Origin of the sequence: Pseudomonas sp. IPO3774, from assembly GCF_013386835.1 — a bacterium.
GTDB lineage: Bacteria > Pseudomonadota > Gammaproteobacteria > Pseudomonadales > Pseudomonadaceae > Aquipseudomonas.
The window spans coordinates 170,884-197,073 of sequence record NZ_JACAQY010000036.1; the positions used below are offsets into that span (position 1 = coordinate 170,884).

The window sequence follows — 26,190 nt, forward strand, 5'->3', positions numbered from 1 at the left end:
CGCAGAGCGTGGGAACGATCAATATCTGAAGGGCAACACGATCCAGTGTGGGAGCTGTCGAGCTTTAGCGAGGCTGCGAAGAGGTCCTGTCAGGCAATAAAGATGTCGCCTGACAGTCCGCCATCGCAGCCTCGCTAAAGCTCGACAGCTCCTACAGTGGATCTCTCGCGTATCATCACCCTCCTCGCTCCTCAAGGACTCCCCATGTCTTCAAGCAAACGCGACAGCGCACGCATCGAACGTCGCCTGGTCGCGACCCTGACCTATGCCTGTGAGATCGCGAAAGCCGAAATTACCGGCTTCGACTGGCTGACCCACGAAGTCGACTACCAGGCCTTTGCCCAAAGCCTGCTGGTCATCTGGGTATTCGATACCAGGGCGAACCGGGAACTGGCCCTTTCTACCGGACTGGACCTGCGCATGCGCGAACTGACGGCCACCGCGCTGGAGGATGCCGGGGTGGATCGCCCTTCTTCGCACCGCTACGTGCGCTTCGACTCCGAGGAAGAATGCCACCTGCAGCATGGCGGCAATTGGCGCCTGCGCCTGCTCAAACTGTATGCGGTAAAGGGGTAAAGCCTTGGCTAAAGATATCGAGAACCCGTGCGTCTCAACCTGCCAGCTCAGTGGTGAGCTGTGCGTGAGTTGTGGACGCACCAAGGACGATATTCGCAAATGGAAAAAGATGAAGCGGCCAGAGAAGATGGCCGCTGTGCAGCGCGCAACGTTGCGCTTGAAGACGTTGAAAAAGGGCAAGTGACGCACCCGGTTTCAGGCCGTCAAGTACGCCCGACTGACCCCGTCACCGGCAAATTCCCGAGCAACTTGAGCCCGGTGGTTTTCACAAACGTCGCGTAGTCCATCGGCTTCTCGATACGGGTTTCAGCGTTGGGCAGTACATACGCCCAGGCGCGCTTGGACGACACGTCGTAAACCAGCTTGAACAGGCGGGTCGGCACCCAGACCTTGTTGTCGCCAATGGTGCTGTAGCCCGGGTCAAACAACGGCCCGGTGAACACGAACACATTGCCGTCGGCGCGCTTGGCAAACTTGCGCACGTCCGCCTCGACCTTGCTCCAGATCTTGCGGTTGTTGGTCGGGTCTTGCGGGACCATGTTCGACAGCGCAAAGGACTGGGCCATGGCGTTGGTGCTCGGCGCATCCGCCGCCGGGGATTGATGGCCGCGGTCCACGGCCGGGTGTTGGCCACGGTAGTCGCTCAACTCGGCGCGCGCGCCTTTGGGAATACGCGGGTCGGGGTAGAACTGGTTGGTGCGTTCTTCGCCTTTGGCATCCTTCAACTGGCCGGCATTCAGGCGTTCGACCACCACCAGCGGGGTCTTGCTGGTTTGCGAGTACAGCACCGCGAAATTATCGGAACACAGCGCCAGGGGTTTCATGGTGGCCGGCACGGTGGCCGTGTTGATCGGTTGTGCGGCCGGGAACAGGTCGGCGCAACTGTCGAACGATGGCTTTTTCTGTTGGCTTGAATACAGACCCAGGGCCGCGCCCTGACTGATGGAGCCCGAGCGGGAGGTATGGGGTTGAGGTGGTGTGATGAGGTCCAGCAGGCCACGGGCTTGCGCCCCGGTGGAGAGCAAAACAAGGGCCGACAGCCCAACTGCAATTTTGCGTAGGTGCATGGGTTAAATCTTCAAAGTTCGATTGCGGGGCTTATGGACCCATGGATGTGACTTTAGTGCGAAGCAGCGCTGCAAAATACCCTGAACACGGTTTACGTAAGTGACTGATAGGTTTGAAGATAAGCTCGCAGCATGCGGGTCACCTGCTGTTCCAGGCCGGCTTCAAAGGCCGCAGATGCATTGCCTTCAAGCAACGCCCGAACCGGTCCCACCACCGCGCTGAGCGAGATGGCGGCGGTAAGGGATGGGTCTTCAAACCGGGCATCCGACGCCGTCGCCAACATCGCTGCAATCGCGGCCACCACCCGCTTGTTGATCCGCGCCACAAGCTCCGCACCGCCCCGCTCACCTGCGATGGCATACAGGGCTTTGGACGCCGTCGGGTCCATCAGCTTCACGGCGAGAAAAGCCGTGACAAACCCCGATGCCATTTCCGCCACCGTGGTGCCCTGGTGTTGATCGCACGCCTGCTCGACGGTCTCGGCCACCTGCACCAGATGCTTCTCCAATACCGCAGCAAGCATTGCATCGCGGTTCGGATAGTACTGATAGAGACTGCCCACCGACATGCCCGCCCGCTCGGCCACGCGGGTCGTGGTGCAGCGCACCAGGCCCTGAGCGGTCAAAACCTGAAGGGTTGCCGTGTGCAGCGCTTCCACCGTCGCCGCCGACCGGGCCTGGACCGCTGATTTTCTTGGCTTTAACGACGCTTTGAGAGGGCTCATGGAATGCGAATTCTAAACCTGAAGGATCCTTCATATTATAGGCTTCCTCCCGTCAAGCAAGAGCTCCGACCATGACCACCAGCACATTCAATCTCGGCGATCGTACCGTCAACCGCATCGGCTACGGCGCCATGCAACTGGCCGGCCCAGGCGTGTTTGGCCCGCCCAAGGACCGTGATGCAGCGCTGGCCGTACTGCGCGAGGCCGTCGCTTGCGGCGTGAACCATATCGACACCAGCGACTTCTACGGGCCGCATGTCACCAATCAGATTATTCGTGAGGCACTGCACCCGTATAAAGACGATCTTACGATCGTCACCAAGGTAGGCGCCCGCCGTGGCGACGATGGCGCCTGGTTCAACGCTTCGTCGAAGGCCGAGCTGACCCAGGCCGTGCACGACAACCTGCGCAACCTGGGCCTGGATGTGCTGGACGTGGTGAATGTGCGGGCCATGCACGGCGTGATGGGCACTGCCGAAGGCTCGATCGAAGAACCCCTGAGTGCCATTGCCGAGCTACAACAACAGGGCCTGATACGCCATATCGGCATCAGCAACGTTACCCCGACGCAGGTCGCCGAGGCGCGAAAAATCGTGCGCTTCGTGTGCGTCCAGAACCTGTACAACATCGCCCACCAACACGATAACGCGATGCTCGACGAATTGGCCCGGGACGGCATTGCCTATGTGCCATTCTTCCCGCTGGGCGGGTTCTCGCCAGTGCAGTCAGCGGTGTTGTCGAACGTCGCACAGCGCCTCGGCGTCACCCCGATGCAACTGGCCCTGGCATGGCTGCTGCGCCGTTCCCCCAATATCCTGCTGATCCCGGGAACGTCCTCGGTCACCCATCTACGGGAAAACATCGCGGTGGGCGAGCTGGATCTTTCGGATGAGGTACTCGCAGAGCTGAACACCCTCGCAGGCTGACCCTCACGCCAGCAGTTCTGCGATCCACCGCGCCTGCTGGGCGACCTCTTGCATCTTGTCCTCGGGCACCGCTTGCCGCGCCTGGGCGAAGTCGCTCAGGGTCTGCTGTTTGTGGCGCAGGATGCGCTGCCACTTGAGCAGGAATTCCGGGCTGCGGGCCTGCATTTGCAGCGGGCCGAAGTACAGTTCTTCGGCGGTGTAGGTCACAGGCCCGGCGTGCTCGGCAACGATGATTTCGTAGAAGAAGCGATTTTCCCGCAGCAGCTCTTCGCACACGATGCGGTAGCCGTTCTCCATCAACCACTGGCGCAACGGTTGCTCGCCGCCGTTGGGCTGCAGCACCAGGCGCTCCTCGCCACTGAGACGCGCCTTGTCGCTGTCGAGGATGTCGCGGATGGTCTCGCCGCCCATGCCGCAGATGCTGATCGCGTTGATCCCGTCTCCCGGCTCGATCGCCGCCAGGCCACTGGCCAGGCGTACGGTGATGTGTTGCTCCAGCTCGTTCTCGCGCACCGTGCGCTCGGCTGCGCGAAACGGCGTCAGGGCCACCTCGCCCGCCACCGCCGCCACGATGGCGCCGCGGCGCATCAATGCCACCGGCAGGTAGCCGTGGTCGGAGCCGATATCCGCCAGGCGCGCCCCGGCGGGGACGTGCGTCGCCACGCGCTCAAGGCGCATGGACAATGTGTGTTCGTTCAACTGCCGTTCCTTTTCGGTAATACCCTGGCCATTGTATTGCGGGTTCATCAAAGAGGAACGTCACTTTGGTGAGCGCCGTCAATCAGTGGCCGCCAGCCTTACCAGTTCCTTGCGCAACAGCGAACGATCCAGCACCGCCATCCCGGCCTGCCAGTCGATGGAAAGCAACTGGCTCAGTTTTTCCTGGCTGACCTTGGGCTCAGCCAGGAAATAACTTCTGCACTCGCGGATACTGATGAGATTCACCAGCCAGTCCTCCCCCTGCGCCGCCAGCCAATCAGCGATGATCGAGCGATGCTTTCGGATCAGCGCACCGGCATCCCACACCGTCATCTGCGCAAAAACCTGCGGCAGGTTGCTGTCGGCTTTCAGCCACTTCAGGTCACCCGCCAACGCGCCTGCAAGGTCTGACTCGATAGTGGCCTGGCACTCGGAGAAATACCGCTCAGGCCAGTCTGCCGCGAGTTTCGCCAGCAGCGCGAGGGTTTCATAAGCCCGAACATCCGCCGCGGTGGTCAACTGCCCGGTAAAATTCAGGGTATTGTCCAGGATTGCCGTGGCCAGCAGCGCGGCACTGTGCTCACTGATCAGCGGCAACAAACCGGCCGCTTCCCAACGCAGGAAAACCTGCGTCGCTGCTGCACCGATCAAACGGATGTCTGCGGCACTTCCCAGCCTCTGCGCCCAATAGGTTTCAAACCCCGGGTGATGGTCAATCACCTCCACCACCTGATCGAGCACGACCACCGGGTCGAAGTGGTGGAAGTCCGAGATATCCACCATCACAAACTCATCGCCGGGCCCGGGTCGGTAGTCATCCAGTGACGATCGCCAGCCGAGCACGGTCCTGGAGATGCTGGCATTCAGTGGAGCACTGCTGACGGCACGCGCCTCGATTCCCTGACGATTCAACAACTCGGCATACGCAATGCAGCAGGCGTATGCATCGATGTCCAGATACGCCGAGCCGGAGGTGACTACCCTCATCGGAAAAACTCCATGATTTCATATTTTTGGCAGGCAAATTTCACACGCCTTTATGACGAAAACATGACTAAATGGACAGAACAACCCTGGAGATTCGAGCAATGACGTCATTTCGCGTTCGCGAGCTGAGCAGTACGGACACTGAAACATTGCTGGCCTTCGAAGCCCGTAACCGTGACTGGTTCGAGTCGCATATCGAGGCGCGCGACCCATCGTTTTACTCGGTGCAGGGCGTCGCCGAGCATATTGACGGTTATCTATCAGGCCTGGCCACCGGCACATGGCACCCGTTCGTGATCGAAGACGCCAACGGCGAAATCGTCGGTCGCGCCAACCTGAAAAGCATCGACTCGCCAAAGGGCTCTGCCGAAGTCGGCTACCGCGTGGGTGAGCGCTCGTGCGGGCAAGGGCTGGCAACCCTGGCGCTGAACCATCTGATCCGCGAGGCACAGGCGCGCTGGGCACTGACCCAACTGGTGGCGTACGTGTACCCCGAGAATGTGGGCTCACAAAAAGTCCTGACCCGCTGCGGTTTCGTGCCCGACCAGCCCGCACCGGACGGCAAGCCCCAGGGCGAAAACCGCTTTGTCCTGACATTCCAGGCCTGAAGACCCGGCCCCCCGGCGAACCTTTACCCGGTAAACACCGTCCGAGCTAGGGCATTGATGTTTACCGCTCGCCGCGAGGTTTCCGTTTGAAAGCTGCCATCATCAAAAAATACCGCCTGATCATCAAGACCATGGGCTATGTAGGCTGGGCGCTGTTCTGGCTGCTGCTCTGGGATATCGCCGTCACCGTGGACTTCATGCTGTTCCTCAACAGCAAGATCAACCTGCCGCTGATGCCGCTCACCCTACTCGGCTCGGCGCTGGTGGTGCTGATCAGTTTCCGCAACAGCAGCGCCTACAACCGCTGGTGGGAGGCACGCACGTTGTGGGGGGCGATGGTCAACAATTCCCGCAGCTTCGCCCGGCAAGTGCTGACGCTGCTGGATGACCCGGACAATGAGGTCAACCCGATAAAGGCGACCTTACTGCGCCGTCACGTGGCGTATGTGAACTGCCTGGCGGCGCACTTGCGGGGCCAGCCTTGCCCGGATGAAATCCGCGCCTTCCTGCCGGCCAACGAGTTCGCCCGCAGCACCAGTACCAATAACTTTTCCAACGACATCATCAACGGCTCCGCAGCCCTGCTGGCCCAGGAATACAAGGCCGGGCGCCTGGACAGCATTCGCCTGGCGCGGCTGGAGTCGACCCTGGTGGATTTGTCCAACAGCCAGGGCGGCATGGAGCGCATCGCCAATACGCCGCTGCCCTACCCTTACGTGTATTTCCCGCGGCTGTTCATCTCGCTGTTCTGCCTGATCGTGCCGGTGGGCCTGGTGGAATCCCTGGGCTGGTTCACCCCTCTGGCGTCCACGGTGGTGGGCTTCATGCTGCTGGCCATCGAACGCATCGGCACCGATTTGCAAAGCCCGTTCCGCGACAGCGAGCACCAGATCCAGATGGAAGCCCTTTGCGAAACCATCGAGAAAAACCTGCAGTCGATGCAGCGTGATTCCCTGGGGGGCGAGCGGATCAGTTAATCCACCGGTGCGCCCTCGCCGCGAGCATAAACGGTCGGCGACTGCCCGGCATACCGGGTAAACGCCACGCTGAAGGCACTGGCGGAGCCATAGCCGACCTGCTCGGCAATGTCGGCGATACCGCCTGCCTGATTGCGCAGCAGCTTCTTCGCCAGCGCCATGCGCCAGGCCAACAGGTACGCCATCGGGGCGACACCCACGGCGCGGTTGAAGCGTTCGAAAAACGTCGAGCGCGACAGTGCGGCGTGTTTTGCCAGTTCCGCCACCGTCCAGGCCCGCATGGGTTGTTCGTGCAGCAGGCGGATAGCGACCGCCAGTCGTTCGTCAGACAAGCCCTGCAGCAACCCGGGGGATGCCGTCGTACTGCCTGTCGAGCGCAAGGCTTCGATCAGCAACACTTCCAGCAACCGATCCAGAATCACTTCCCGTGCAGGCCGCTGGCTGCGTGACTCCTCACCCACAAGATGGACCAGGGTTGCCAGTCTCGGCTCCCCGCGCACATGCACCAGCTCGGGCAGCAACGACACCAGCAAGGCTGCGTCGGGTGAGGCAAACGCACAATGCCCGACCAACAAGCGAATATCCGCCGGCCCGCTCTGTTCGCCAATCCGGAACTCCCCATCAGGCTGCACAACGGGTGTGGTTTCCGGCAGTTCCAGGTCAACGGCACTCGACATGCCGGACACCCGGGAAGCCGGAATCAACACAAAATCCCCGGCCTGCAAAGGTACCGCCGGCCTGCCGTCGAAGGTCAGCCAGCACTGGCCTTCAAGCACCGCACAGTAAAACGGCTGCCCATTGTGGGCCCGCTGCACGCGCCAGGCACCGGCGCCGCTGACCACTTTGTAAAAGCCTGCGGTGGGTTGCAGCAATGTGACGATCTCGGCCAGCGGGTCGACCATGACCGGACTCCTGCAAATGAAATTTGGACTTTGAAGCATAGCAAGTCCAATCAACGCGGCCTATCGTTTTACGACCCTCACCACTGGCAGGAACGTCCATGAATACTGTATTGATCACCGGCTGCTCGTCCGGCTTCGGCCTGGAAATCGCTCGCTACTTCCTGGCCCGGGACTGGAAGGTCGTCGCCACCATGCGTACGCCCCGGGAAGACCTTCTACCGCCTTCGGAGCACCTGCGGGTGCTGGCGCTTGATGTGAGTGACGAGGCCAGCATCCAGCAGGCCATCGAAGCCGCCGGGCCGGTTGATGTACTGGTCAACAACGCCGGGATCGGCCTGCTGGGCGCGGTCGAAGGCATCAACATGCAAACGATCCGCGAGGTATTCGAAACCAACACCTTCGGTACCATCGCGATGACCCAGGCCGTGCTCCCGCAATTTCGTGAGCGCAAGGCCGGCGTGGTAATCAACGTCACCTCCAGTGTGACCTTGCTACCGTTGCCGTTGCTCGCCGTGTACACCGCCAGCAAATGCGCAGTGAACGGCTTCACCGAATCCCTGGCGTTGGAACTGGCGGCGTTCAATGTACGCGCCAACCTGGTATTGCCAGGGCGCGCACCGACCACCCGCTTCGGCGAAAACGCCCGCAACCGCATCCTGATTCCCGAGGCTTACGCAGGCCTGGCGGAACGCATATTTGCCGCCTGGGGGGAGCCTTCCGAGGTCACGTTGGCCGAGGATGTGGCTGAAGCCGTATGGCGCGCGGCGACTGACCCAAACAGCCCGATGCGTATCCCGGCCGGGGCGGATGCGGTGGCGTTGTCCCGGTAAGGCGCTGGCCGTTAACAAAAAAATCCAGCCAGTGGTGAATTATTCAGTGTCCGCATGTATCTGACCCATTAAGCGCATGCCACCAAAACAGTGGCATCGAAATGGACCTGCGGCTGAGTATTCCCATGAAATCACGCAAGAAAACCGTCAATCCGATTGGATTGGATGACATCACCATCGTCGACGACGCCAAGATGCGCAAGGCGATCACCGCCGCTGCGCTGGGCAATGCCATGGAGTGGTTCGACTTCGGGGTGTATGGCTTTGTCGCCTATGTGCTGGGCAAGGTGTTCTTCCCCGAAGCGTCTCCCAGCGTACAAATGATCGCGGCCCTGGCGACCTTCTCGGTGCCGTTCCTGATTCGCCCGCTGGGCGGCCTGTTCTTTGGCCGGCTGGGGGACAAATACGGCCGGCAAAAGGTCCTGGCGGCGACCATCGTGATCATGTCCCTGAGCACCTTCGCCATCGGGCTGATCCCCTCCTATGACTCGATCGGCATCTGGGCGCCGATCCTGTTGCTGCTGGCCAAGATGGCCCAGGGCTTCTCGGTGGGCGGTGAGTACACCGGTGCCTCGATCTTCGTCGCCGAATACGCCCCGGACCGCAAGCGCGGCTTCCTCGGCAGTTGGCTGGACTTCGGCTCCATCGCCGGCTTCGTGCTCGGCGCGGGCGTGGTGGTGCTGATTTCGGCGGTAATCGGCGAAGACGCCTTCCAGTCCTGGGGCTGGCGCCTGCCGTTCTTCCTCGCCCTGCCGCTGGGCATGATCGGGCTCTACTTGCGTCATGCCCTGGAAGAAACACCGGCCTTTCAACAGCACGTGGAGCAACTCGAACAAGGTGACCGCGAAGGCCTGGCGGGCGGCCCGAAAGTCTCGTTCAAGGAAGTCGCCACCAAGCACTGGCGCAGCCTGATGACCTGTGTCGGCGTGGTGGTGGTGACCAACGTCACGTACTACATGCTGCTCACCTACATGCCGAGCTACCTGTCGCACAACCTGCACTACAGCGAAAACCACGGCGTGTTGATCATCATCGCGATCATGGTCGGCATGTTGTTCGTGCAGCCGATGATTGGCTTTGTCAGCGACAAGATCGGGCGCAAACCCTTCATTCTGTTCGGCAGCATCGCGCTGTTCTTTCTCGCCATTCCGGCGTTCATGCTGATCAACAGCGGTAAGCTCGGGCTGATTTTCTCGGGGCTGCTGATCATTGCGGTGGTGCTCAACTTCTTTATCGGCGTGATGGCGTCCACCCTGCCGGCGATGTTCCCTACCCACATCCGCTACAGCGCGCTCGCCAGCGCCTTCAACATCTCGATCCTGATTGCCGGCCTCACGCCAACCGCCATGGCCTGGCTGGTGGAGACCACCAACAACCTGTACATGCCGGCCTATTACCTGATGGTATTCGCCGTACTGGGGCTTTTCACCGCCCTGACCATGAAGGAAACCGCCAACAAACCCCTGCGCGGCGCGGCACCGGCGGCGTCGGATATCGAGGAAGCCAAGGAGCTGCTGCAGGAGCACGAAGACAATATCGAGCAGAAGATCGAAGATATCGACGCGCAAATCGCCGAGCTGGAAGCCAAGCGTGAAAACCTGGTGCAGCAACATCCACGCATCAACTGACGCAACATATTTGGAAACGAATAGCGGGTGAACTAACGCGCAAGCAGCACGCTCCTTCCTTAAGCGCAGTCAGCGCGGCCCTGATGAGCCTCATCAGGGCCGCTCAACGATAAGGAGCCGCCCGTGACCGACACCACCACCCTCACCTACCGCTGCACGCCTGGTCCGCTTCACGCGACCTTGCTGGCCGGTACCGTCCCGCTGTTTCTCGGCGCCCTGCTGAGCGACATTGCCTACTACCAGACCTACCAGATCCAATGGAGCAACTTCGCCGCCTGGCTGATCGCCGGCGCTCTGCTGTTCTGCGGGCTGGCGGGGTTGTTTGCACTGGTCAACCTGCTGCGTGCCGACCGCAAGGCCGGGCGCCCCACGGCGTACTTCCTGCTGTTGCTGGTGACCTGGGCGCTGGGCCTGGTAAATGCCTTTGAACATGCGAAGGATGCCTGGGCCGTGATGCCTTCGGGCCTGGTGCTGTCTGCCGTCGTGACCCTGCTGGCCTGCGTGACCACGTGGGTCGGGCTGACCAACCTGCGCTCGGGAGGTGCCCAATGAAGCCTTCCAGCACGCTGACCGTTTTAAGCATGGCGATGTTGTTGAGCGCCTGCGGTGGCGAAGCCGACAGCACTCAGGCTCGCGGCCCCGACCCCAAGCTGCCGGAACCCCAGCGCGGCCTGTTGCCCAGCATGAAGATCGCCGAACCGGTGGCCTGGGCCGAGCAGAAACCCACGGTGCCCGAGGGTTTCAGCATCACGGCCATCGCCACCGACCTGCGGATCCCGCGCCAGACCCTGGTGCTGCCCAACGGCGACATTCTCGTCGCCGAAGGCCGGGGCGGCAGCGCAGCGAAACTCAAGCCCAAGGATGTGATCGCCAGCGTGATCAAGGCCGAGGGCAACACCAAGGTCAAGGGCGGCAATCGCCTGACCCTGCTGCGCGATGCCGACGGTGACGGCACCTACGAGTTGAAAACCGTATTCGCCGAAAACCTCAACGCGCCCTATGGCCTGGCCTTTGCCGACGGCAAGCTGTACGTGGCGAACCAGGATGCGCTGGTGCGCTTCGACTACGAAGACGGCCAGACCAAGGCCGGTGGCCCGCCCACCACCGTCACCGAGCTGCCCGCCGCGATCAATCACCACTGGACCAAATCCCTGGCGATCAGCCCCGATGGCCGCTCGCTGTATGTGGGCATCGGGTCCAACAGCAACATCACCGAACGCGGCATGGAGGTCGAGATCGACCGGGCGATGGTCTGGCAGATCGACGCCGCCACCGGTGCCCACAAGCCTTATGCAACCGGCTTGCGCAACCCGACAGCATTGACCATTCAACCGGGCTCTGGGCAGCTGTGGGCGGTGGTCAACGAGCGGGATGAACTGGGGCCGGACCTGGTGCCGGATTACCTGACCTCGGTGCGCGAAGGCGAATTCTACGGCTGGCCCTACAGCTATTGGGGCCAGAACGTCGACACCCGCGCCCAACCGCAGAACCCGGCCAAGGTCGCCGCCGCGATCAAGCCGGATTACAGCCTGGGTTCCCACGTCGCCGCGCTGGGCGTCGACTTTTCCATCCCGGCCATGGGCGAGAAATATGCCGACGGCGTCTTCGTCGGCGAGCACGGCAGCTGGAACCGGGACAATCCGGTGGGCTACAAGGTGATCTTCGTGCCGTTCAGCAATGGCCGGCCTGCCGGTGAGCCGCTGGACTTCGCCACGGGTTTCCGCGGGGACGATGGCAAGACTCGCGGGCGGCCGGTGGGGGTCACGGTTGATCCGAAGGGTGCGCTGATCATTGCCGATGACCTGGCCAACACGGTGTGGAGGGTGACGCGCAATAAATAAGGCCTGAAGCGGCCGATGTGGTTGCCTTCCTGTGGAGCGCGGCGGTACCTTCGCCGCACTCACGAACAGGAAGGTAACCGCAATGCCAGACACCACCGACAACGGCTTCTATGATCGCGCGGACGCGCACATCGAGCTGTCCAACGAGCAGTTCAGGGCGTTCGCCGACCTGGGCAAAGTCAGCGCCTCGATGATGTTCGGCACCACACGCTTCAATGCCTGGGTCAGCGCACGCAGCTTTAAATCCGGCGAAGAAATGGCCCAGGCGCGTGAGGCGATGCTGAAGTATTTCTGTGATCAGTACCGGATGATGCTTGAGGATAATCTTGATGATCACATCAACAATTTCAGCAAGTACATGCTCGTTAAGGGCAGTTGAACCCGCCCGCACAGGGCGGTGTGTCGACCTGTGATACCCGGCGCTCAAATTGCAACGAAGTGGCCCGCGGCGACCTCGCGGTAACTGATCGGCGGAGCCTTGTAGCCCACCTCGTAAATCCTGCTGGGCACGCTCTCCTCCATCAGGCTGAACGGCTTTCTGGGCACGTTCAGGTCCGCCGAGGGCACCGCGCTCAGCAACCTTTGGGTGTAAGGGTGCTGAGGCTGCTCGAACACTGACTGGCGTGGCCCGATCTCAACGATGCGTCCGTGGTACATCACCCCGACCCGGTGGCTGACCCGCTCGACCACCGCCAGGTCATGGGAAATAAACAGGAATGAAATGCCCATCTCGCGCTGCAGGTCCTGCAGGAGATTAATCACCTGGGCTTGAATGGACACGTCCAGCGCCGAGACGGCTTCATCGGCGATGATCAGCTTCGGAGACAGAGTCAGCGCCCGCGCGATGCAGATCCGCTGTCGCTGCCCACCCGAGAACTCGTGCGGATAGCGTTGTGCATGCTCCGCCGACAGCCCCACCTTCTCCAGCAATATTCGCACCTGCTTTCGTGCTTGCGCGCCATGTGCAATGCCATGAACATGCAGCGGCTCCAGCAGGCTGTTCTCGATCGTGAGACGCGGGTTCAGGGATGCATAGGGATCCTGGAAGACCATCTGGATATCGCGGCGCAGCGAGTTCATATCGCTCTTGTTCAACGTCGTAAGGTTCTTGCCACCGAAAACGATATTCCCGCCCTGTATCGGCATCAGCCCGGCAATCGCACGAGCGCTGGTGGATTTCCCGCACCCGGACTCGCCCACCAGGGCCAGCGTTTCACCTGAGTAGATATCAAAGTCGATGCCTTCGACGGCATGCACACGGCGCCGGACCTTCCCGAGGAGACCACCTTTGAGGTCGTACCGAATGGACAACGACTCGACTCTGAGCACCGGCGGACTCTGGTAGTCCGGGGCCACGCCAGGCGCAGGTTCTGCACCCGCTGCGACGTCATCATCGATCAAGGCAAATTTTGCGGGAAGTTGAGTGCCACGCATTGAGCCGATTTTTGGAACAGCCGCCAGCAATGCCCGGGTGTAGGGCTGCTTGGGCTCCTGCAGCACTGCCCTTGCCGGACCTTGCTCAACGGTCTCGCCTTTCTTCATCACCATCACATGGTCTGCGACTTCCGCCACCACGCCCATATCGTGGGTGATAAAGATCACACCCATGGCCAGGCTATCTTGCAGCTCCTTGATAATCCGCAGGATCTGCGCCTGCACCGTCACATCCAACGCTGTGGTCGGCTCGTCGGCGATCAGCAGTGTGGGCTCGCAGACCAGCGACATCGCAATCATGATCCGTTGGCGCATGCCGCCGGAAAGCTCATGGGGAAACCGGTTCATGACCTGCTTCGCATCCGGAATACGCACCAGGTCCAGCATGCGTAATGCCTGGGCTTCGGCTTGCGCACGGCTGCACCGCTGATGCAGCAAGATGCCTTCGATGAGTTGCGCGCTGATCTTGAAGACCGGATTCAGCGAAGTCATGGGCTCCTGAAAGATCATCGACATGGACGAGCCCCGCAGTGTGCGCATGACAGACTCGGGCGCCGCCACCAGGTCGACAATCTGGTTATTCCTGGTTTGCAGCTCCATCGAGCCCGAAAGCACCCGTCCGCCGGCGCGCTTGATCAGGCCCATCATCGCCATTGAGGTGACGGATTTGCCGGAGCCGGACTCACCCACGATCGCCAGCGTCTGACCGCGCATCACCTCGAAGGACACATCGCGCACCACCGGCGTCTCGCGCCCTCTGGTGCCGAAGCCGACACTCAGGTTTTTCACCCGGGCTACCAAATTCTCGTTCATGGGGCGCTCCTTTAATCGACGATCGCCGAGATGGCCGCGTCAAGGTCGGCACGGGATTGATCGACCTTGCGCCGGCTCTGCGCAACCCACTCACGGTCCTGCTCCAGTTCGTTCTGGGCGATCGACAATAATCGCCGGACCTCGTCCGGGCCGACGCCGCCCGCGGAAGTGCGGGTCTCGACAAAACGGCGCGGGTTCAAAGCATCGCGGACCTGGGCATCCGAGTAGCCCAGGGTTGAGCCGACAGTTTCCACGCTGGCTTGATCCAGTGCGGCGCCGGTCACCCCGGCAGGAGCCACGCCCTCGTACAGGCAGTTCCGCACCAGGCGGGCCACGATGTGGTGGACCTGGCGGAAAGAGATGCCCCGGTCCCGAACGATCACATCGGCGAGGTTGCTGGCGGTGCACCAACTCCCGGAGAGCAGGGCTGTCATCCGGTCCTCATGCACCACCAGGGTTTCAATGATGCCGGTAAACAGGTCCAGCATGCCTTCGGTGGTGGCCAGCGCATCATGGATCAACGGCAGGTCGCGCATCGCCTGGTCGCCGGTACCTTCGGACCGGAAAGTGGCCAGGGCCGTGCTGAGCCAGGTCACCGATCCACCTGCAGCTTTCTTGATGGTTTCCAAGCCGCTGGGGTTTTTCTTCTGCGGGAAAATACTGCTGGTGCCGCAATAGCCGTCGTGGCTTTCCACCGTTCCAAATTCGACGCTCGACCAGATATGCAGGTCGGTTGCCAGGTCGTTCAGGTCGGCCATGACAAAGGACAATGCGCCAATCGTCTCTGCTGCGTACCATGCTTCGCGGCCCAGCTTGGAGTTTTCTACCAGGCTGTCGAACCCCAACAGGTGCGTGGTGCGCCCACGGTCCAGCGGCCAGGACGTGCCGGCCAGGCCGACGGCACCAAGGGGGTTGCGATTGACCCGGGTGTAAGCGTGCATCAAGCGGCTGAAGCTGTCGTGCAGCCTCGACGTAAAACTCAAAAGGTAGTGGCCGAACACCCAGGGCTGGGCATGCTGCATATGGGTGTAGCCGGGCATGATGGTGCCCGAATGCGTGGAGGCCTTCTGAATCAACGCCACCTGGAACTCATTGATACGGTCCAGCACCGCCAGGATGCGCTTGCGGTCGTACAGGCGGCGTACCGTTGCCCCTTGGTCTATCCGGCTGCGGCCGGTGTGCATCTGCCCGGCCGAGTCTTCGCCGATCCGGGAGAAAAGGTACGATTCAACCTGAAGCAGGAAGCTGCCTTTCTTTACATCAAACGGGAAGTCGGCGGGAACCATGTCCCGAATCAACCGCAGCTCCGCGAGGATGGCTTGCCCGACCGACACAGAAAGAATCTGCTGTTCAACCAGCATCACGGTGTGCGCCAGGTCCACTTCGACAAACTCGTGAAACTGACGTTTCTCGGTCTCAAGTGCCGGAATATCATGGTACTTGACCATGCGTTCAGCGGGAGGAGCACTCAGGCGAGCGTCGGTTAACAGTGTTTCGTTGGCATGTAAATTCGACATTTAAATCACCGCTCAATAAGTTCTACATTCGTCAAATCGATGGTCCCCTCATAATCGACATCCAGGCCATTCAACGCTTTACGCACACCAATTATTTGCTCCTGGTCAAACAGCGGCAGATTGTCCGGGTCTTGTTCCCATAGAATCTGCTGAATCTGGCCGTAATAGGACATGCGTGTTTTTTCATCCAGTTCACGCGAGGCCAACTGAAGTAATTTGTCTACCTGAGGGTTGCTGTAACCCGTGAGATTCTGCGGGTCGCCGCTGGACAACTTTCGACGCAAACGAATATCCGCGTCAGATATGCCCGTTCCCAGTAACCACATGTTTGCGTCATTGCTACCTTTGCCCGTGCCCTTGCCCGGCTCGGGGCGATACAAGTTCTTTTGATACGTTGCCCATTCCCATACCTTAAACTCGGTCTTCAGCCCCACGGCGTTAAGATAGCCTTGGACAACTTCCGAGACCTGACGATCTTTGGTATAGCGTCCCGCCGGGGTCCATATAACTACGGTGCCTGGATAACCGCCTGGATATACCTTGTTAATTATTTTTCTTGCCGCATCAGGATCGTACTTCACCGGAGGGAATTCACGTCGGGCTTGCGTACCCTCCGGAAATGGGCCAGTGGGTACTTTTCCATATCCCAACAACACTTTGTCGACCAATGCCTGGCGATCAATCGCCATACTCACCGCCCTCCGTATGCGCGGGTCATCAAAGGGCGGTTTGGTCAGGTTCATTTCAAAGAACACCTGGAATGTGCTGGGTACCCGCAGCAAGGTGGATTTATTCAGTTCCTTTAATTCAATAGCCGCCTCGGGCGATAAATTTGCCGCGATATCCGCATTGTTCGTTCGCAGCTCTATGACTCGGGAAGAATCTTCCCTGACCGGACGGAACACGATGGTTTCCGGTTTTGCCGTTGTTCCATAAAAAGCGTTGTTCTTATGAATAACGGCCTGGTCGTTGGGTATCCAACTATCAAATACGTAGGGCCCGGTACCGACGGGATGGTGCCCATAGGCCCGTCCATATTTAACGACAGCGGCCGGACTGCTGATTGACGAAGATTCTTTTGCCAGTAACTCCAACATTGTGGGTGACGGATTTTTTGTGGTGATGCGTAACTCATTCGGCGCTAGCGCATCCACCGAAGCTATATCCGCATAGTAGGACCGGTGCGGAGAACCGAGCTTGGGGTTCATGATTCGGTCCAGGTTAAACTTCACCGCTGCAGCATCAAACGCCGTGCCGTCATGAAAGGTAATTCCCGGTTTCAGGATAAAAATCCATTGCCGTCCATCCTCGGACCTTGACCATGACTGCGCCAAATCAGCTACAAACGTGTTATGCCCGTGACCGTCCCATGCGACCAACCGATTAAACAGGTGATTAATCACGTTATAGGAAGGCACACTGCGCGAAATCGCTGGGTCCAGGGTATCGATATCAGCGCCTTGAACGAATGTCAGCTTCTTCAGGTCTTTGGCGTTGGCAACAAACGATAGGCCCGCCGACAGTCCAAGGATGCCGACAACAGCGAAACTCCGTATCAATACTTCCAGGCAATTCAGACGCCGCATAATCTTTCTCGCTTGATAATTCTGGTGGACACACAGGGCGTGTTTAACCGCGCCGAACTCATTTATGCGTTACGTGATTTCGGGTCGATATAGTCTCGCAACGCATCCCCCACAATGTTGAAACTCAATATGGTCAAAACCAGTGCAAATCCGGGCGCAATCAATACGTAGGGATGGGTGGTCAATAACGGCCGCGACTCGGCAATCATCGAGCCCCACTCCGGGGTGGGCGGCGGCGGGCCAAGCCCCAGAAAGCTGAGCCCGGAACCAATGAGGATTGCTTCAGCCAGCGAGACGGTGGCCTGGATAATGACCAGCGAACCGATATTCGGCAGGATATGTATCAGCAGCAGCCGCAGATCGCTGACGCCAATCGACTTGGAGGCCAATACAAACTCGCGGTTTCTCAATGCCATGACCGGCCCGGCAAAGAAACGCACGTAAATCGGGATCGTTGAAATGGCGATGGCCAGTGTCAGGCTTACTATGCTGTTGCCCGCCACCGTGATGACCAGAATGGCAACCAGTGTCCGGGGAAATGCAATCATCGAGTCCATGACCCGCATCACCACCCCGGCGATGGCGCCGTTGTAATAGCCACACGCCGCACCTAAAGCGATGCCAATGACCATCGCAATGCTGACACTTGAAACTGCGACGGTGAGCGTAATTCGTGCCCCCCACACGACTCGACCCAACAAGTCACGGCCCAATTGGTCCGTGCCGAGCCAGGAACTTGCACCGGGCTCGACAAGGGACGTTGATAAGTTGATCTTGGTGACCGAATCCCAATCAAACAACAAAGGGGCAGCTATCGCCGCAGCAACCATCACCAGGATCACGATCAATGAAGCAAACGCGAACCAGCGCTTATTGGAAATAAGGAAACTGACAAAGCCCAACCGATATTTTTTCGGAAGTTTCATATCGGCCTCAGTTGTAAGTGACGCGAGGGTCGAGGACGCCATAAACCAAATCCACCATTAAGTTGATAATTACCACCACCGCGGCAAACACAAGAACTGTGCCTTGGACGACATAAATATCCCGAGCCATGATTGCATCAATCAAGAGCCGCCCCATTCCCGGCCAGGCAAATACTGTCTCGACAATAACCGCGCCACCCAGTAACCGGCCGAAGTCCATACCGAATACTGTCACCAATGGAATGGCCGCATTGGAAAGTGCATGCTTGAGTACTACCTTGTAACTCGGTACACCTTTCGCATAGGCAGTACGAATATAATCTTCCCTCAGCACATCCATCATGGTGGATCGGGCCAGCCGTGAAAAAGTTGCAACATACGGCAAACCAAGTGTCAAGGCCGGTAATATCAGGTGTTGCAGCCCGCCTCTGCCGGTCGGCGGCAACCATCCGAGGTTGGCTGAAAAGATCAGCATCAATATCAGTCCCAGAAAGAAGCCAGGCATTGATATGCCCAGAACTGCAACGGTGGTCAGCGAACTATCAAGGAAGCCTCTGGGCTTCAAAGCGGCCGCAATACCGAGGGGAACGCCAATGATGACGGCAAGCAACATTCCGGCAGCGGTCAGTTCAATCGTGGCGGGAAGAGTTCTGGCTATACCTTCGAGCACGGGCGTGAATGTCTGGAATGACTCGCCAAAATCACCCACGACAACTTTCCTGACATAAATAAGGTATTGATTGATTAGCGGCTTATCCAATCCGTAGTTTTGCCTTATTTGCGCAACATCTTCCGCTGTTGCATCCGGACCTGCTGCCAGCTGCGCAGGATCTCCCGGAATAAAGTGCATGACCAGGAAGACCACAATGGAGACTCCCAGCAGCATCGGAAGCAGAAGTAACAACCTGCGGACGGTATAATTCAGCACGCGCTATCCTCTTTTTTATTTTTACTTAAGCGGCACCCGATATTAATAACGGGAACGGCTTTTCTTTGGTAAAACCACGCAACTAAATCATCGCGCCGTTACATGCTTATAGCAAACCGGTAACAGGTTGGACGCACATAACAAAATGTTATACGCTCGCAAAAATGCGCCCTCCAACATTCGATCGAGAGCCACAATGAAACTCAATCCTCGCCAATTGGAAGCTTTCAGGGCGGTCATGCTCACCGGAAGCATGACTATCGCCGCCGAGGCACTTCAGGTCAGTCAACCGGCCATCAGCCGGCTCATCCGCGACCTCGAAATTGTCCTTTCCATTCGACTGTTTCGCCGTGAAGGCAATCGCCTCATTCCCGGGGCGGAAGCACAGGTGTTGTACGCGGAGGTGGACAAGTTTTATCAAGGCATAGAACGCATCGAGCGGGTTGCAGAGGACCTTGTGACGCTGCGCACCGGCACATTGAGGATCAGTTCAATGAGCACGCTGGGGCTCAGTGTGGTGGCTGAGGGGGTATGCCGATTCGCGCGAAAGCACCCCGAGGTCAGAACCTCGTTGGATGTGCGCAACTCGGTGGGCATCCTGGAACTGACGTCTGCCAACCAGATCGATATTGGTTTTGTGCAGATTCCTTCAGGGGAATATCCCGGGATCCAGGTGATCAACCTGCCACCCATCAGCGCGGTGTGCGTGATGCCGGCCAACGATATGTTGGCCACCAAAGACGTGGTGACCCTGGAGGATTTGCACGGGCGACGCCTGATTACCCTGAACGCCAACAATCCTTTGCAGCGACGCATCACATCAGCCATGGAGGCTCGGGGTGTTGCAGGCGTCTCCAGCGTTGAAACCACCGCCGCGCACTCCGCCTGCGGAATGGTGTCCGGGGGGCTCGGCATCACCGTGTGTGATCCATTCACCGCCTCCTACTCGAAGTACCCGGGCCTTACGTTCAGACCGCTGGACCAGGACATACCCTTCGAGGTTTCGATGGTATTTCCGGGTCACCAGCAGCGCTCCAAGCTCGCCTCGGATTTCATGCAGGTCATGGAAGGTATCTTCAGGTCGGAGTTTATTTCCATGATTCCCCGTGAAGCGTACTAATCGCGAGTCACTTCAGTTCGGTTGAGTAATTCAGCGGCACCCATTGCCACGCGGCGCCCTGACCACGCAAATGCCCCAGGCCGGGAAACGAGAGGTGCGCCGCGCCGACCAGCGCGCCCTCTTTCGCAGCCAGGCTGAACACGGTCTCGCGGGCCGTGGTGGCGGCTTTCTTGTCCGTATCAAACTCGATAGTCACCGACGGGTCGGCAAACTGCACGGCACCGGCGTGGATCAGATCACCGGCGACAATCATCTTCTGGCCTTTGCTCTCAACCAGGTAGCTGGTGTGCCCCAGGGTATGGCCATAGCTGGACAGCGCCTTGAACCCCGGCAGGATCTCCCCGCTGCCCTGGAAAGGCTGGAACTTTCCAAGCGCGATATACGGGTTCAAGGAAGCCATTGCACCCTTCGCGAACTCGGGTACGAAGCTGTTGGCGTCGGCCGAGGCAGGCTCCAGCCTCGCCGGCGAGAGCCAGTAATCGGCGTCACGCTTGTCGGCGTGTACCGTGGCGTTCGGAAACACCATCACCCCTTCGGCAACCAGCCCACCCACGTGGTCCGGGTGCATGTGCGTGAGAAGGATGTCATCGACCTGCTCCGGCTTGTAGCCGGCTGCCTGCAGGTTGGCCGCGAGCTTGCCCAGGGTCGGCCCGAAGAGCGCACCAGCGCCGGTATCGATCAGGATGAGCCGAGTGCCGGTATTGACGAGATACGCGTTCGTCGAGGTCTCGGTGGGCACCCCGAGGAACGCCTTGCGCAGTGCGGTAGTGGTCTTGGCAGCCGGCTCATTCAGCAATTTGTCGAACGGTGCATCGATGGTGCCGTCACTCAGCGCGGTGACCTCGAAATCTCCAAGCATCGTGCGATAGTAACCAGGGGCCTGGGTTTTGACTTGGGGCGCGGCGGCAACTGCCACCGCCGGTGCCGCGATGGCTCCCAGTGCCAGGGCAGCAGCAAGGACCGTGTAATTCAACACGCGGGTAAATGTCAGCTTGGTCATGGTGCAGCTCTCCAGTTGGAATCGGCGGCATCCTATTCAAGCGTTTTTTATAGTTGAAATCGAAACTCCGCATGCCAGGTATGTGTGGCGTAGATACCTGCCAGGGCCTGATGTCGTCAGGAAAGCACGCAGAGCTTGAGTTGTTCGCGCAACCAGAGATGTGCCAGGTCCTTGTCGAACCGTGGATGCCAGGCAGAGAACAAACTGAAGTCGCGCACCTCGAGGGGCAGAGCAAGGGCCGCCAGCGAGCGCTCATAACGGCTCAGGAAACGGGACGGAAGCACACTTACACAGTCGCTGTTCTGCAGCAGCAATGGAACGATGCTGTAGTAAGGCACCGACACCGCGACACGGCGCGCACGCCCCTTCTGCGCGAGCACATCATCAATAAAACCGTGAAAGCTGTTCACGGCACCCGACACCACCACATGCTCCAGGCCCAGGTATTCCTCCAGCGTTGGTGGCGCGGATCCGCGAGGGTGATCGGCGCGCTGGGCCATCTTGAATTCTTCCTGCAGCAGCAACTCGTGCGACAGGTTCCCGATACGGCTGTGTGATACCAGCGCGACGTCAATCTCGCCGCTTTCCAACTGATCGCCAAGCAACACCTGGTCGATCGCACGTATCGAAACCCGGATGCCCCCAGGACTCGCAGCCTGCACAAGCTGCACCAGCCGGGGCGCGACGATCGCAGCGGCGTTATCGTTCGCGCCAATCACAAAGGTCCGGTCCGACTTGGCAGGATCAAAGCATGGAAGGTCACCGACCACCGTCCCCAGTACCTGCAACGCCTGGCGCAACGGCTGACGCAAATGTTCGGCACGTGCTGTCAGCACCATGCCTTTTCCGGACTGAGCAGGCATCAATAAAGGGTCGCCGAACAGGTCACGCAACCGCGACAACTGCGCGGATAACGCCGACTGCGTCAGGTTGAGCTTCGCCGCCGCCCGCGTGACGTTCCTCTCCTCAAGCAAGACGCTGAGGGAAGTCAGGAGCGCGAGGTTGTGTCCAGTCAGGTTCATCGGGTTGATCCACTGCCATCTCTCAAGGTGACGTTAATGTAATCAGATACTGCCCCGACGTCACAGGCCTCCCTTGGCCATCCACCAACGCATATTGCTGCTGGTAATAGCGGTCTCCCCGGCCACTGTCGGCGACCAGCTTCACGTTCACGGCGCTGTGGTCGAGGGCCGTGACCGAGCCCACCGGTTGCACACTGCGCACGCTGATGGCGCTGCCGCGTGCGGACGTAGGGCAATTGTTGAGTTTCATCCCGTTGGCCACGGCGAGCGGTGTGCAAGACGCTTCGACGATGCTGCCGTGAAACGAGATGACTCCCTGCCCCACCTGGCTCGCGGCCATGCAGGCACCGGACAGGCTGAACAACAGGCCAACATGGATTGCAGACATTCTCTTGATGCGCATGCCGATACTCCCGGGGGTGATAAAGCCTATGCCCCGGGATATCGGCCGAGCAGCAGGTTATTTTAAGATTTGTCTGATGTTAGAAGCGGTTTTTCCAAAGACTTTGGAAATATCAGTGCCCGCCAACCACAGGTTTACCGTGGGCCCGGTGCCCCGGCTTGAAGCCATGGAGTCGCGCGCACCACACAATCGCGAAGCCCACCGCCAGCAACACCAACATTGCCCATGGGAAAGACGCCACGCCCCAGGTATCCAGCAACACGCCACCCACCACGCCGCTTCCGGCAATCGCGCTGTTCCAGGCCACCACGTTCAGCGACAGTGCCACGTCCGCTCCATCGCCTGCCGCATCCGCCAGTGCGGTTTGCAGCAACGTCGCAGCGCCGCCAAAACTCAAGCCCCAGACCGCCACGCCGAGGTAAATAACGCCCGGCACTTGCGCGAGAAAACCGAACGCCAGGCACGTCGCCGCAAAGCCCGCCAGGCTGACCAGCACCGTCTTGCGCAACGCCACATCCACCAACCGGGCAGTCACCCAAATCCCGAGCAGCGCCGCTATACCAAACACCAACAACACCAGATCCACACGGTCCACCAAGCCCGCCGGAGCCACGAACGGCGCGATGTAGGTATAGAGAATGTTATGGGCGAGCATCCATGAGATCACCACCGCCAGCACTGGCCGCACACCCGGCGTGGTCAGCACCTTGCGCAACGGCATGCGCTGATGGGCCGACTGGCCGGGATAATCCGGCACTTTCACCAGTACCCAGACAATCAACACCAGGGTCAGTGCCGACATGATCCCGAACGTGGTGCGCCAGCCCACCAGCCCACCCAGCCAGGTGCCCAGCGGTACGCCAAGTGACAGGGCAATCGGCGTTCCTACCATGGCCAGCGCCAACGCCTTGCCCTGCTGATGTGGCTCAACCATGCGCCGCGCATAGCCGGCCAACAAACTCCAGGCCAGCCCCGCTGCCATCCCCGCAAGGAATCGCGCCAGCAGCGTCAGCCCGTAGTGGGACGACAGCGCGGTGATCGAATTGAACAGCAGAAAACCGACGATGGTCAGCAGCAGCACATTGCGTCTACGCCAGCCGCGAGTCGCGATGGTCAGCGGGATCACCGCCAGCACCGAGCCCAGCGCATACGCGGTGACCATCTGCCCGGCCATGGACGCTGAAACTCCCAGCCCATCGCTGATCAGCGGCAACAGGCCCGCCGGCAGGGTTTCGGTGACGATGCAGATGAAACCTGTCATGGCCAGGGCGAGCAAGGCGCCGACGGGCAAGCGGTCGGGAACGGCGTCTGCCGATAAGGTGGTTGAGGGGGTCACAGGGAAACTCCTTGAGCGAGAGGACTTAAATACCGATCGATATAAATGTTGGGCGCCCCACGCAGCGTTGTCAACGACTTATGTATCGACTAGTATTTATCTCATCACCCGAGAGGATTTCCACATGGCACAGATGGGCCGCCCCCGCACCTTCGACCGCGACCAGGCCGTGGAACAGGCCATGCACCTGTTCTGGCAGCACGGTTACGACGCGACGTCCCTGAGCCAGTTGAAAGCCGGATTGGGCGGCGGCATCTCCGCGCCGAGTTTCTACGCGGCGTTCGGCTCCAAGGACGCGCTGTTCCAGGAGTGCGTGCAGCGTTATCTGGCGACGTTCGCCCAGGTCACCGAATGCCTGTGGGATGACAGCCTGCCACCGCGCCAGGCCATCGAGACGGCGTTGCGCCAATCGGCACGCATGCAGTGTGAAGAGGGGCATCCCAAAGGCTGCATGGTAGCCCTGGGCGTGATGAGCGCGCCCTCCCCCGAGAACGCACAAGTCACCCATGGGCTGACCCATTCGCGAGAGCGCACACGGGCGGGCATCGTGCATTGTGTCGAGCGCGGCATCCGGGCGGGCCAGTTACCCTCCGAGACCAACGCCCGTGCCATGGCCACGGTCTACGACAGTTTTCTGCAAGGCGTGTCGATCCTGGCCCGGGATGGCGTCGACGCTGATGCCATCGATACTGCCATTGGCCAACTGATGCTGACCTGGGACTTATCCGCCGCTACAGCGCCGCCCATTCGGCGCGATGCTCCAGCAGAAAATCCACAAACGCCCGCACCCGATGGGGCACATAGCGGCCGTGGGGATACAGCAAGGTAAACGGCCGTGATCGCCCGCCGTAAGGCTGTAAGACCTCCACCAGGCTGCCGTTGGCCAACTCCTCCTCGACGATGAACTTGTAGGTCTGGAATAACCCCGCGCCGTGCTTGGCCAGGGTTACGCCACCCAGCACATCGTCAGAGCAGCTGTAGCCTGCTTCCCCGGCAAACTCCCGCTCCTTGCCGTCCACCTGGAACAGCCAGGAAATGCGCCGCCCGTTGCTCGGCAATTCGTACTGGATGCACTCGTGGTTCGGCAAATCCTCCAGGGCCTGGGGCGTGCCGGCACGCTTCAGGTACGCCGGCGTCGCGACCACCACCAGCCTGGCGTCTTCCAGCAACCGCGCAATCAGCGTCGAGTCCGGCTGGGCCCGCACGCGAATGGCCAGGTCATAACCTTCGGCGACGAAATCGATGTTGCGGTTGCTGATGTGGATATCCACGCTGACTTGCGGGTACAGCGCACGGAATTTCGGCAGCAGCGGCAGGATCCGGTGATGGCCGTAGGTGGTCGGGATGCTGATGCGCAACAGCCCGGACGGCACCGATTGCGCGCCCATCATTTCCTGCTGGGCTTCCACCAGTTGCGTCAGCGCCTGGCGGCATTGCTCGAAAAATGTCCGGCCGCCATCGGTCAGGCGGATGCTGCGGGTGGTGCGCACAAACAGCCGGGAGCCCAGGCGCTCTTCCAACCGCGAGATGCTGCGGCTCACCGCCGCCGGGGTCACGCCTGCCACCTGGGCGGCGGCGGTAAAGCTGCTGGCCTCGGCAGCCAGGCAGAACAGTTCGATGCTGCCCAGCTGCAAATCTTCGAAATGGCGCTTCATGATGGATTACACCGGGTATCTGCTTGGGGGCTCACCCGCTCTATTTATCAGCAAGGGCCGCATAAATATAGGGGTCCTACCTGGCCCGTGCTTGCTTTCATTCCACGCACACCGCCCACAACTTCCGTGGCAATGCTCCGTCGTTGCACCTTGCGAACTCCATCAACAACCAGCCGGTCGTGGTCAACCGATCACCGAATACCGACCGTGGTTCGCAGATCGACTCCCTGCAAAAAGGCGTGTATTTCCAGGACCAGATCAAGTTCGACGAGGCCACCACCTCGCGCGCAGGGTTGGTGTACAAGGCTGACAACGGCCTGGCACCGTACCTGAGCTACAGCGAATCGTTCTTCCCGGTAGCGGGTGTGAGCAAGGCCGGGCAAGTGTTTGTGCCCACCTAAGGCAAACAGTACGAGTTCGGTGACTCACCGCTGGTAGGCCAACAACGGCTCACTCAGCGGTTCGGGGCGTCAGGCATATGGCGTTGGGGGCGGTGATTGGGGGCATATCCGTTGGTTTTGTTACGGCTACTATTGGTTCCGCTCTTACAGCGGCTCACTTTTGAAAAGCGCAAAAGTAAGCAAAACGCTCTTGCCCCACCACTCGGCACCTCGCCTAGGCTCGGTGTGCCCTCACTCCGGCTTTGGACCGTGGGCCGCCGCGATGGGCCATCCTTGGCCCAGC

General features: G+C 60.0%; 28 protein-coding genes. 13 read left to right on the forward strand and 15 right to left on the reverse strand.

Going from position 1 to position 26,190, the window contains the following annotated elements; genetic code table 11:
* Positions 1-204: 204 nt before the first annotated feature.
* Together HYE77_RS20725 and HYE77_RS20730 are read left to right on the forward strand one after the other, a co-directional pair.
* Positions 205-576, forward strand: coding sequence for a hypothetical protein (locus tag HYE77_RS20725; RefSeq protein ID WP_177069245.1), 372 nt, complete (start codon positions 205-207; stop codon positions 574-576).
* Between the two features lie 4 nt (positions 577-580).
* Positions 581-760 carry a DUF1289 domain-containing protein gene (locus HYE77_RS20730; protein ID WP_003207939.1) on the forward strand — a complete coding sequence of 60 codons (180 nt, stop codon included), beginning with the start codon at positions 581-583 and terminating at the stop codon, positions 758-760.
* A gap of 19 nt (positions 761-779) precedes the next feature.
* Here HYE77_RS20730 and HYE77_RS20735 read toward each other — a convergent pair whose 3' ends face one another.
* Together HYE77_RS20735 and HYE77_RS20740 are read right to left on the reverse strand one after the other, a co-directional pair.
* Positions 780-1,643 (reverse strand): DNA/RNA non-specific endonuclease, encoded by an 864-nt coding sequence (locus tag HYE77_RS20735; RefSeq protein WP_177069246.1) that lies wholly within the window; start codon positions 1,641-1,643, stop codon positions 780-782.
* Between the two features lie 92 nt (positions 1,644-1,735).
* Positions 1,736-2,368, reverse strand: a complete 633-nt coding sequence (locus HYE77_RS20740; RefSeq protein ID WP_256347395.1) for a TetR/AcrR family transcriptional regulator — start codon at positions 2,366-2,368, stop codon at positions 1,736-1,738.
* Positions 2,369-2,439: 71 nt separating this feature from the next.
* Between HYE77_RS20740 and HYE77_RS20745 the strand changes: the two genes are divergently transcribed.
* Positions 2,440-3,294 carry an aldo/keto reductase family oxidoreductase gene (locus tag HYE77_RS20745; RefSeq protein WP_008433296.1) on the forward strand — a complete coding sequence of 285 codons (855 nt, stop codon included), beginning with the start codon at positions 2,440-2,442 and terminating at the stop codon, positions 3,292-3,294.
* 3 nt (positions 3,295-3,297) lie between these two features.
* Here the strand turns inward: HYE77_RS20745 and HYE77_RS20750 are convergent, their stop codons facing one another.
* Entirely contained in the window at positions 3,298-3,993 is a 696-nt protein-coding gene (locus tag HYE77_RS20750; RefSeq protein ID WP_177069261.1) for a tRNA (adenine(22)-N(1))-methyltransferase TrmK, read from the reverse strand.
* Positions 3,994-4,071: 78 nt separating this feature from the next.
* Entirely contained in the window at positions 4,072-4,980 is a 909-nt protein-coding gene (locus tag HYE77_RS20755; RefSeq protein WP_177069247.1) for a bifunctional oligoribonuclease/PAP phosphatase NrnA, read from the reverse strand.
* A gap of 101 nt (positions 4,981-5,081) precedes the next feature.
* Here HYE77_RS20755 and HYE77_RS20760 point away from each other — a divergent pair, with 101 nt between their 5' ends.
* Both HYE77_RS20760 and HYE77_RS20765 read left to right on the forward strand, forming a co-directional pair.
* Complete coding sequence (locus HYE77_RS20760) at positions 5,082-5,588, forward strand: GNAT family N-acetyltransferase (RefSeq protein ID WP_177069248.1); 507 nt, start codon at positions 5,082-5,084, stop codon at positions 5,586-5,588.
* A gap of 86 nt (positions 5,589-5,674) precedes the next feature.
* Complete coding sequence (locus HYE77_RS20765; protein WP_134326048.1) at positions 5,675-6,565, forward strand: bestrophin family protein; 891 nt, start codon at positions 5,675-5,677, stop codon at positions 6,563-6,565.
* On the opposite strand, the gene HYE77_RS20770 is transcribed toward HYE77_RS20765, so the two are convergent.
* On the reverse strand, positions 6,562-7,467 hold the full coding sequence (locus HYE77_RS20770; RefSeq protein WP_177069249.1) for an AraC family transcriptional regulator: 906 nt from the start codon (positions 7,465-7,467) through the stop codon (positions 6,562-6,564). The genes HYE77_RS20765 and HYE77_RS20770 overlap by 4 nt on opposite strands.
* 98 nt (positions 7,468-7,565) lie before the next feature.
* Between HYE77_RS20770 and HYE77_RS20775 the strand changes: the two genes are divergently transcribed.
* The 5 genes from HYE77_RS20775 to HYE77_RS20795 all read left to right on the forward strand — a co-directional run bounded on the left by HYE77_RS20775 (position 7,566) and on the right by HYE77_RS20795 (position 12,145).
* Positions 7,566-8,297, forward strand: a complete 732-nt coding sequence (locus HYE77_RS20775) for an SDR family oxidoreductase (protein WP_177069250.1) — start codon at positions 7,566-7,568, stop codon at positions 8,295-8,297.
* 125 nt (positions 8,298-8,422) lie between these two features.
* Positions 8,423-9,925: a glycine betaine/L-proline transporter ProP gene (gene proP, locus HYE77_RS20780; protein ID WP_003207926.1), complete on the forward strand. Its 1,503-nt coding sequence runs from the start codon at positions 8,423-8,425 to the stop codon at positions 9,923-9,925.
* Between the two features lie 123 nt (positions 9,926-10,048).
* Positions 10,049-10,477 (forward strand): DUF2231 domain-containing protein, encoded by a 429-nt coding sequence (locus tag HYE77_RS20785; RefSeq protein WP_177035759.1) that lies wholly within the window; start codon positions 10,049-10,051, stop codon positions 10,475-10,477.
* Entirely contained in the window at positions 10,474-11,766 is a 1,293-nt protein-coding gene (locus tag HYE77_RS20790) for a sorbosone dehydrogenase family protein (RefSeq protein ID WP_177069251.1), read from the forward strand. The genes HYE77_RS20785 and HYE77_RS20790 overlap by 4 nt, the downstream gene beginning before the upstream one ends.
* A gap of 82 nt (positions 11,767-11,848) precedes the next feature.
* Entirely contained in the window at positions 11,849-12,145 is a 297-nt protein-coding gene (locus HYE77_RS20795; RefSeq protein WP_003207921.1) for a DUF3144 domain-containing protein, read from the forward strand.
* Between the two features lie 44 nt (positions 12,146-12,189).
* Here HYE77_RS20795 and HYE77_RS20800 read toward each other — a convergent pair whose 3' ends face one another.
* From HYE77_RS20800 to HYE77_RS20820, 5 genes are all read right to left on the reverse strand, one after another.
* Positions 12,190-14,013, reverse strand: a complete 1,824-nt coding sequence (locus tag HYE77_RS20800; RefSeq protein ID WP_003207919.1) for an ABC transporter ATP-binding protein — start codon at positions 14,011-14,013, stop codon at positions 12,190-12,192.
* Positions 14,014-14,024: 11 nt separating this feature from the next.
* A complete protein-coding gene (gene argH, locus HYE77_RS20805) occupies positions 14,025-15,530 on the reverse strand; it encodes an argininosuccinate lyase (protein ID WP_023659030.1) in 1,506 nt (501 codons plus the stop codon).
* Between the two features lie 5 nt (positions 15,531-15,535).
* Complete coding sequence (locus HYE77_RS20810) at positions 15,536-17,116, reverse strand: ABC transporter substrate-binding protein (protein ID WP_177069252.1); 1,581 nt, start codon at positions 17,114-17,116, stop codon at positions 15,536-15,538.
* Positions 17,117-17,178: 62 nt separating this feature from the next.
* Complete coding sequence (locus HYE77_RS20815) at positions 17,179-18,042, reverse strand: ABC transporter permease (protein ID WP_008433279.1); 864 nt, start codon at positions 18,040-18,042, stop codon at positions 17,179-17,181.
* Between the two features lie 7 nt (positions 18,043-18,049).
* A complete protein-coding gene (locus HYE77_RS20820) occupies positions 18,050-18,970 on the reverse strand; it encodes an ABC transporter permease (protein ID WP_003207915.1) in 921 nt (306 codons plus the stop codon).
* Between the two features lie 196 nt (positions 18,971-19,166).
* Between HYE77_RS20820 and HYE77_RS20825 the strand changes: the two genes are divergently transcribed.
* Positions 19,167-20,090 carry a LysR substrate-binding domain-containing protein gene (locus tag HYE77_RS20825; protein ID WP_177069253.1) on the forward strand — a complete coding sequence of 308 codons (924 nt, stop codon included), beginning with the start codon at positions 19,167-19,169 and terminating at the stop codon, positions 20,088-20,090.
* Positions 20,091-20,097: 7 nt separating this feature from the next.
* On the opposite strand, the gene HYE77_RS20830 is transcribed toward HYE77_RS20825, so the two are convergent.
* The 4 genes from HYE77_RS20830 to HYE77_RS20845 form a co-directional block, all read right to left on the reverse strand.
* Positions 20,098-21,090 (reverse strand): MBL fold metallo-hydrolase, encoded by a 993-nt coding sequence (locus HYE77_RS20830; RefSeq protein ID WP_177069254.1) that lies wholly within the window; start codon positions 21,088-21,090, stop codon positions 20,098-20,100.
* Positions 21,091-21,206: 116 nt separating this feature from the next.
* Complete coding sequence (locus tag HYE77_RS20835; protein ID WP_003207910.1) at positions 21,207-22,112, reverse strand: LysR family transcriptional regulator; 906 nt, start codon at positions 22,110-22,112, stop codon at positions 21,207-21,209.
* Positions 22,113-22,134: 22 nt separating this feature from the next.
* A complete protein-coding gene (locus tag HYE77_RS20840; RefSeq protein ID WP_177069255.1) occupies positions 22,135-22,515 on the reverse strand; it encodes a type 1 fimbrial protein in 381 nt (126 codons plus the stop codon).
* A 112-nt stretch (positions 22,516-22,627) separates the two neighbouring features.
* Positions 22,628-23,851, reverse strand: coding sequence for an MFS transporter (locus tag HYE77_RS20845; RefSeq protein WP_003207907.1), 1,224 nt, complete (start codon positions 23,849-23,851; stop codon positions 22,628-22,630).
* Between the two features lie 124 nt (positions 23,852-23,975).
* Here HYE77_RS20845 and HYE77_RS20850 point away from each other — a divergent pair, with 124 nt between their 5' ends.
* Positions 23,976-24,680: a TetR/AcrR family transcriptional regulator gene (locus HYE77_RS20850; RefSeq protein WP_102368481.1), complete on the forward strand. Its 705-nt coding sequence runs from the start codon at positions 23,976-23,978 to the stop codon at positions 24,678-24,680.
* Here the strand turns inward: HYE77_RS20850 and HYE77_RS20855 are convergent.
* Positions 24,583-25,506: a LysR family transcriptional regulator gene (locus HYE77_RS20855; RefSeq protein WP_087692928.1), complete on the reverse strand. Its 924-nt coding sequence runs from the start codon at positions 25,504-25,506 to the stop codon at positions 24,583-24,585. The two genes, HYE77_RS20850 and HYE77_RS20855, sit on opposite strands and share 98 nt — an antisense overlap.
* A 143-nt stretch (positions 25,507-25,649) precedes the next feature.
* Between HYE77_RS20855 and HYE77_RS20860 the strand changes: the two genes are divergently transcribed.
* Positions 25,650-25,907 carry a hypothetical protein gene (locus tag HYE77_RS20860; protein WP_177021321.1) on the forward strand — a complete coding sequence of 86 codons (258 nt, stop codon included), beginning with the start codon at positions 25,650-25,652 and terminating at the stop codon, positions 25,905-25,907.
* The last annotated feature ends 283 nt before the right edge of the window (positions 25,908-26,190 follow it).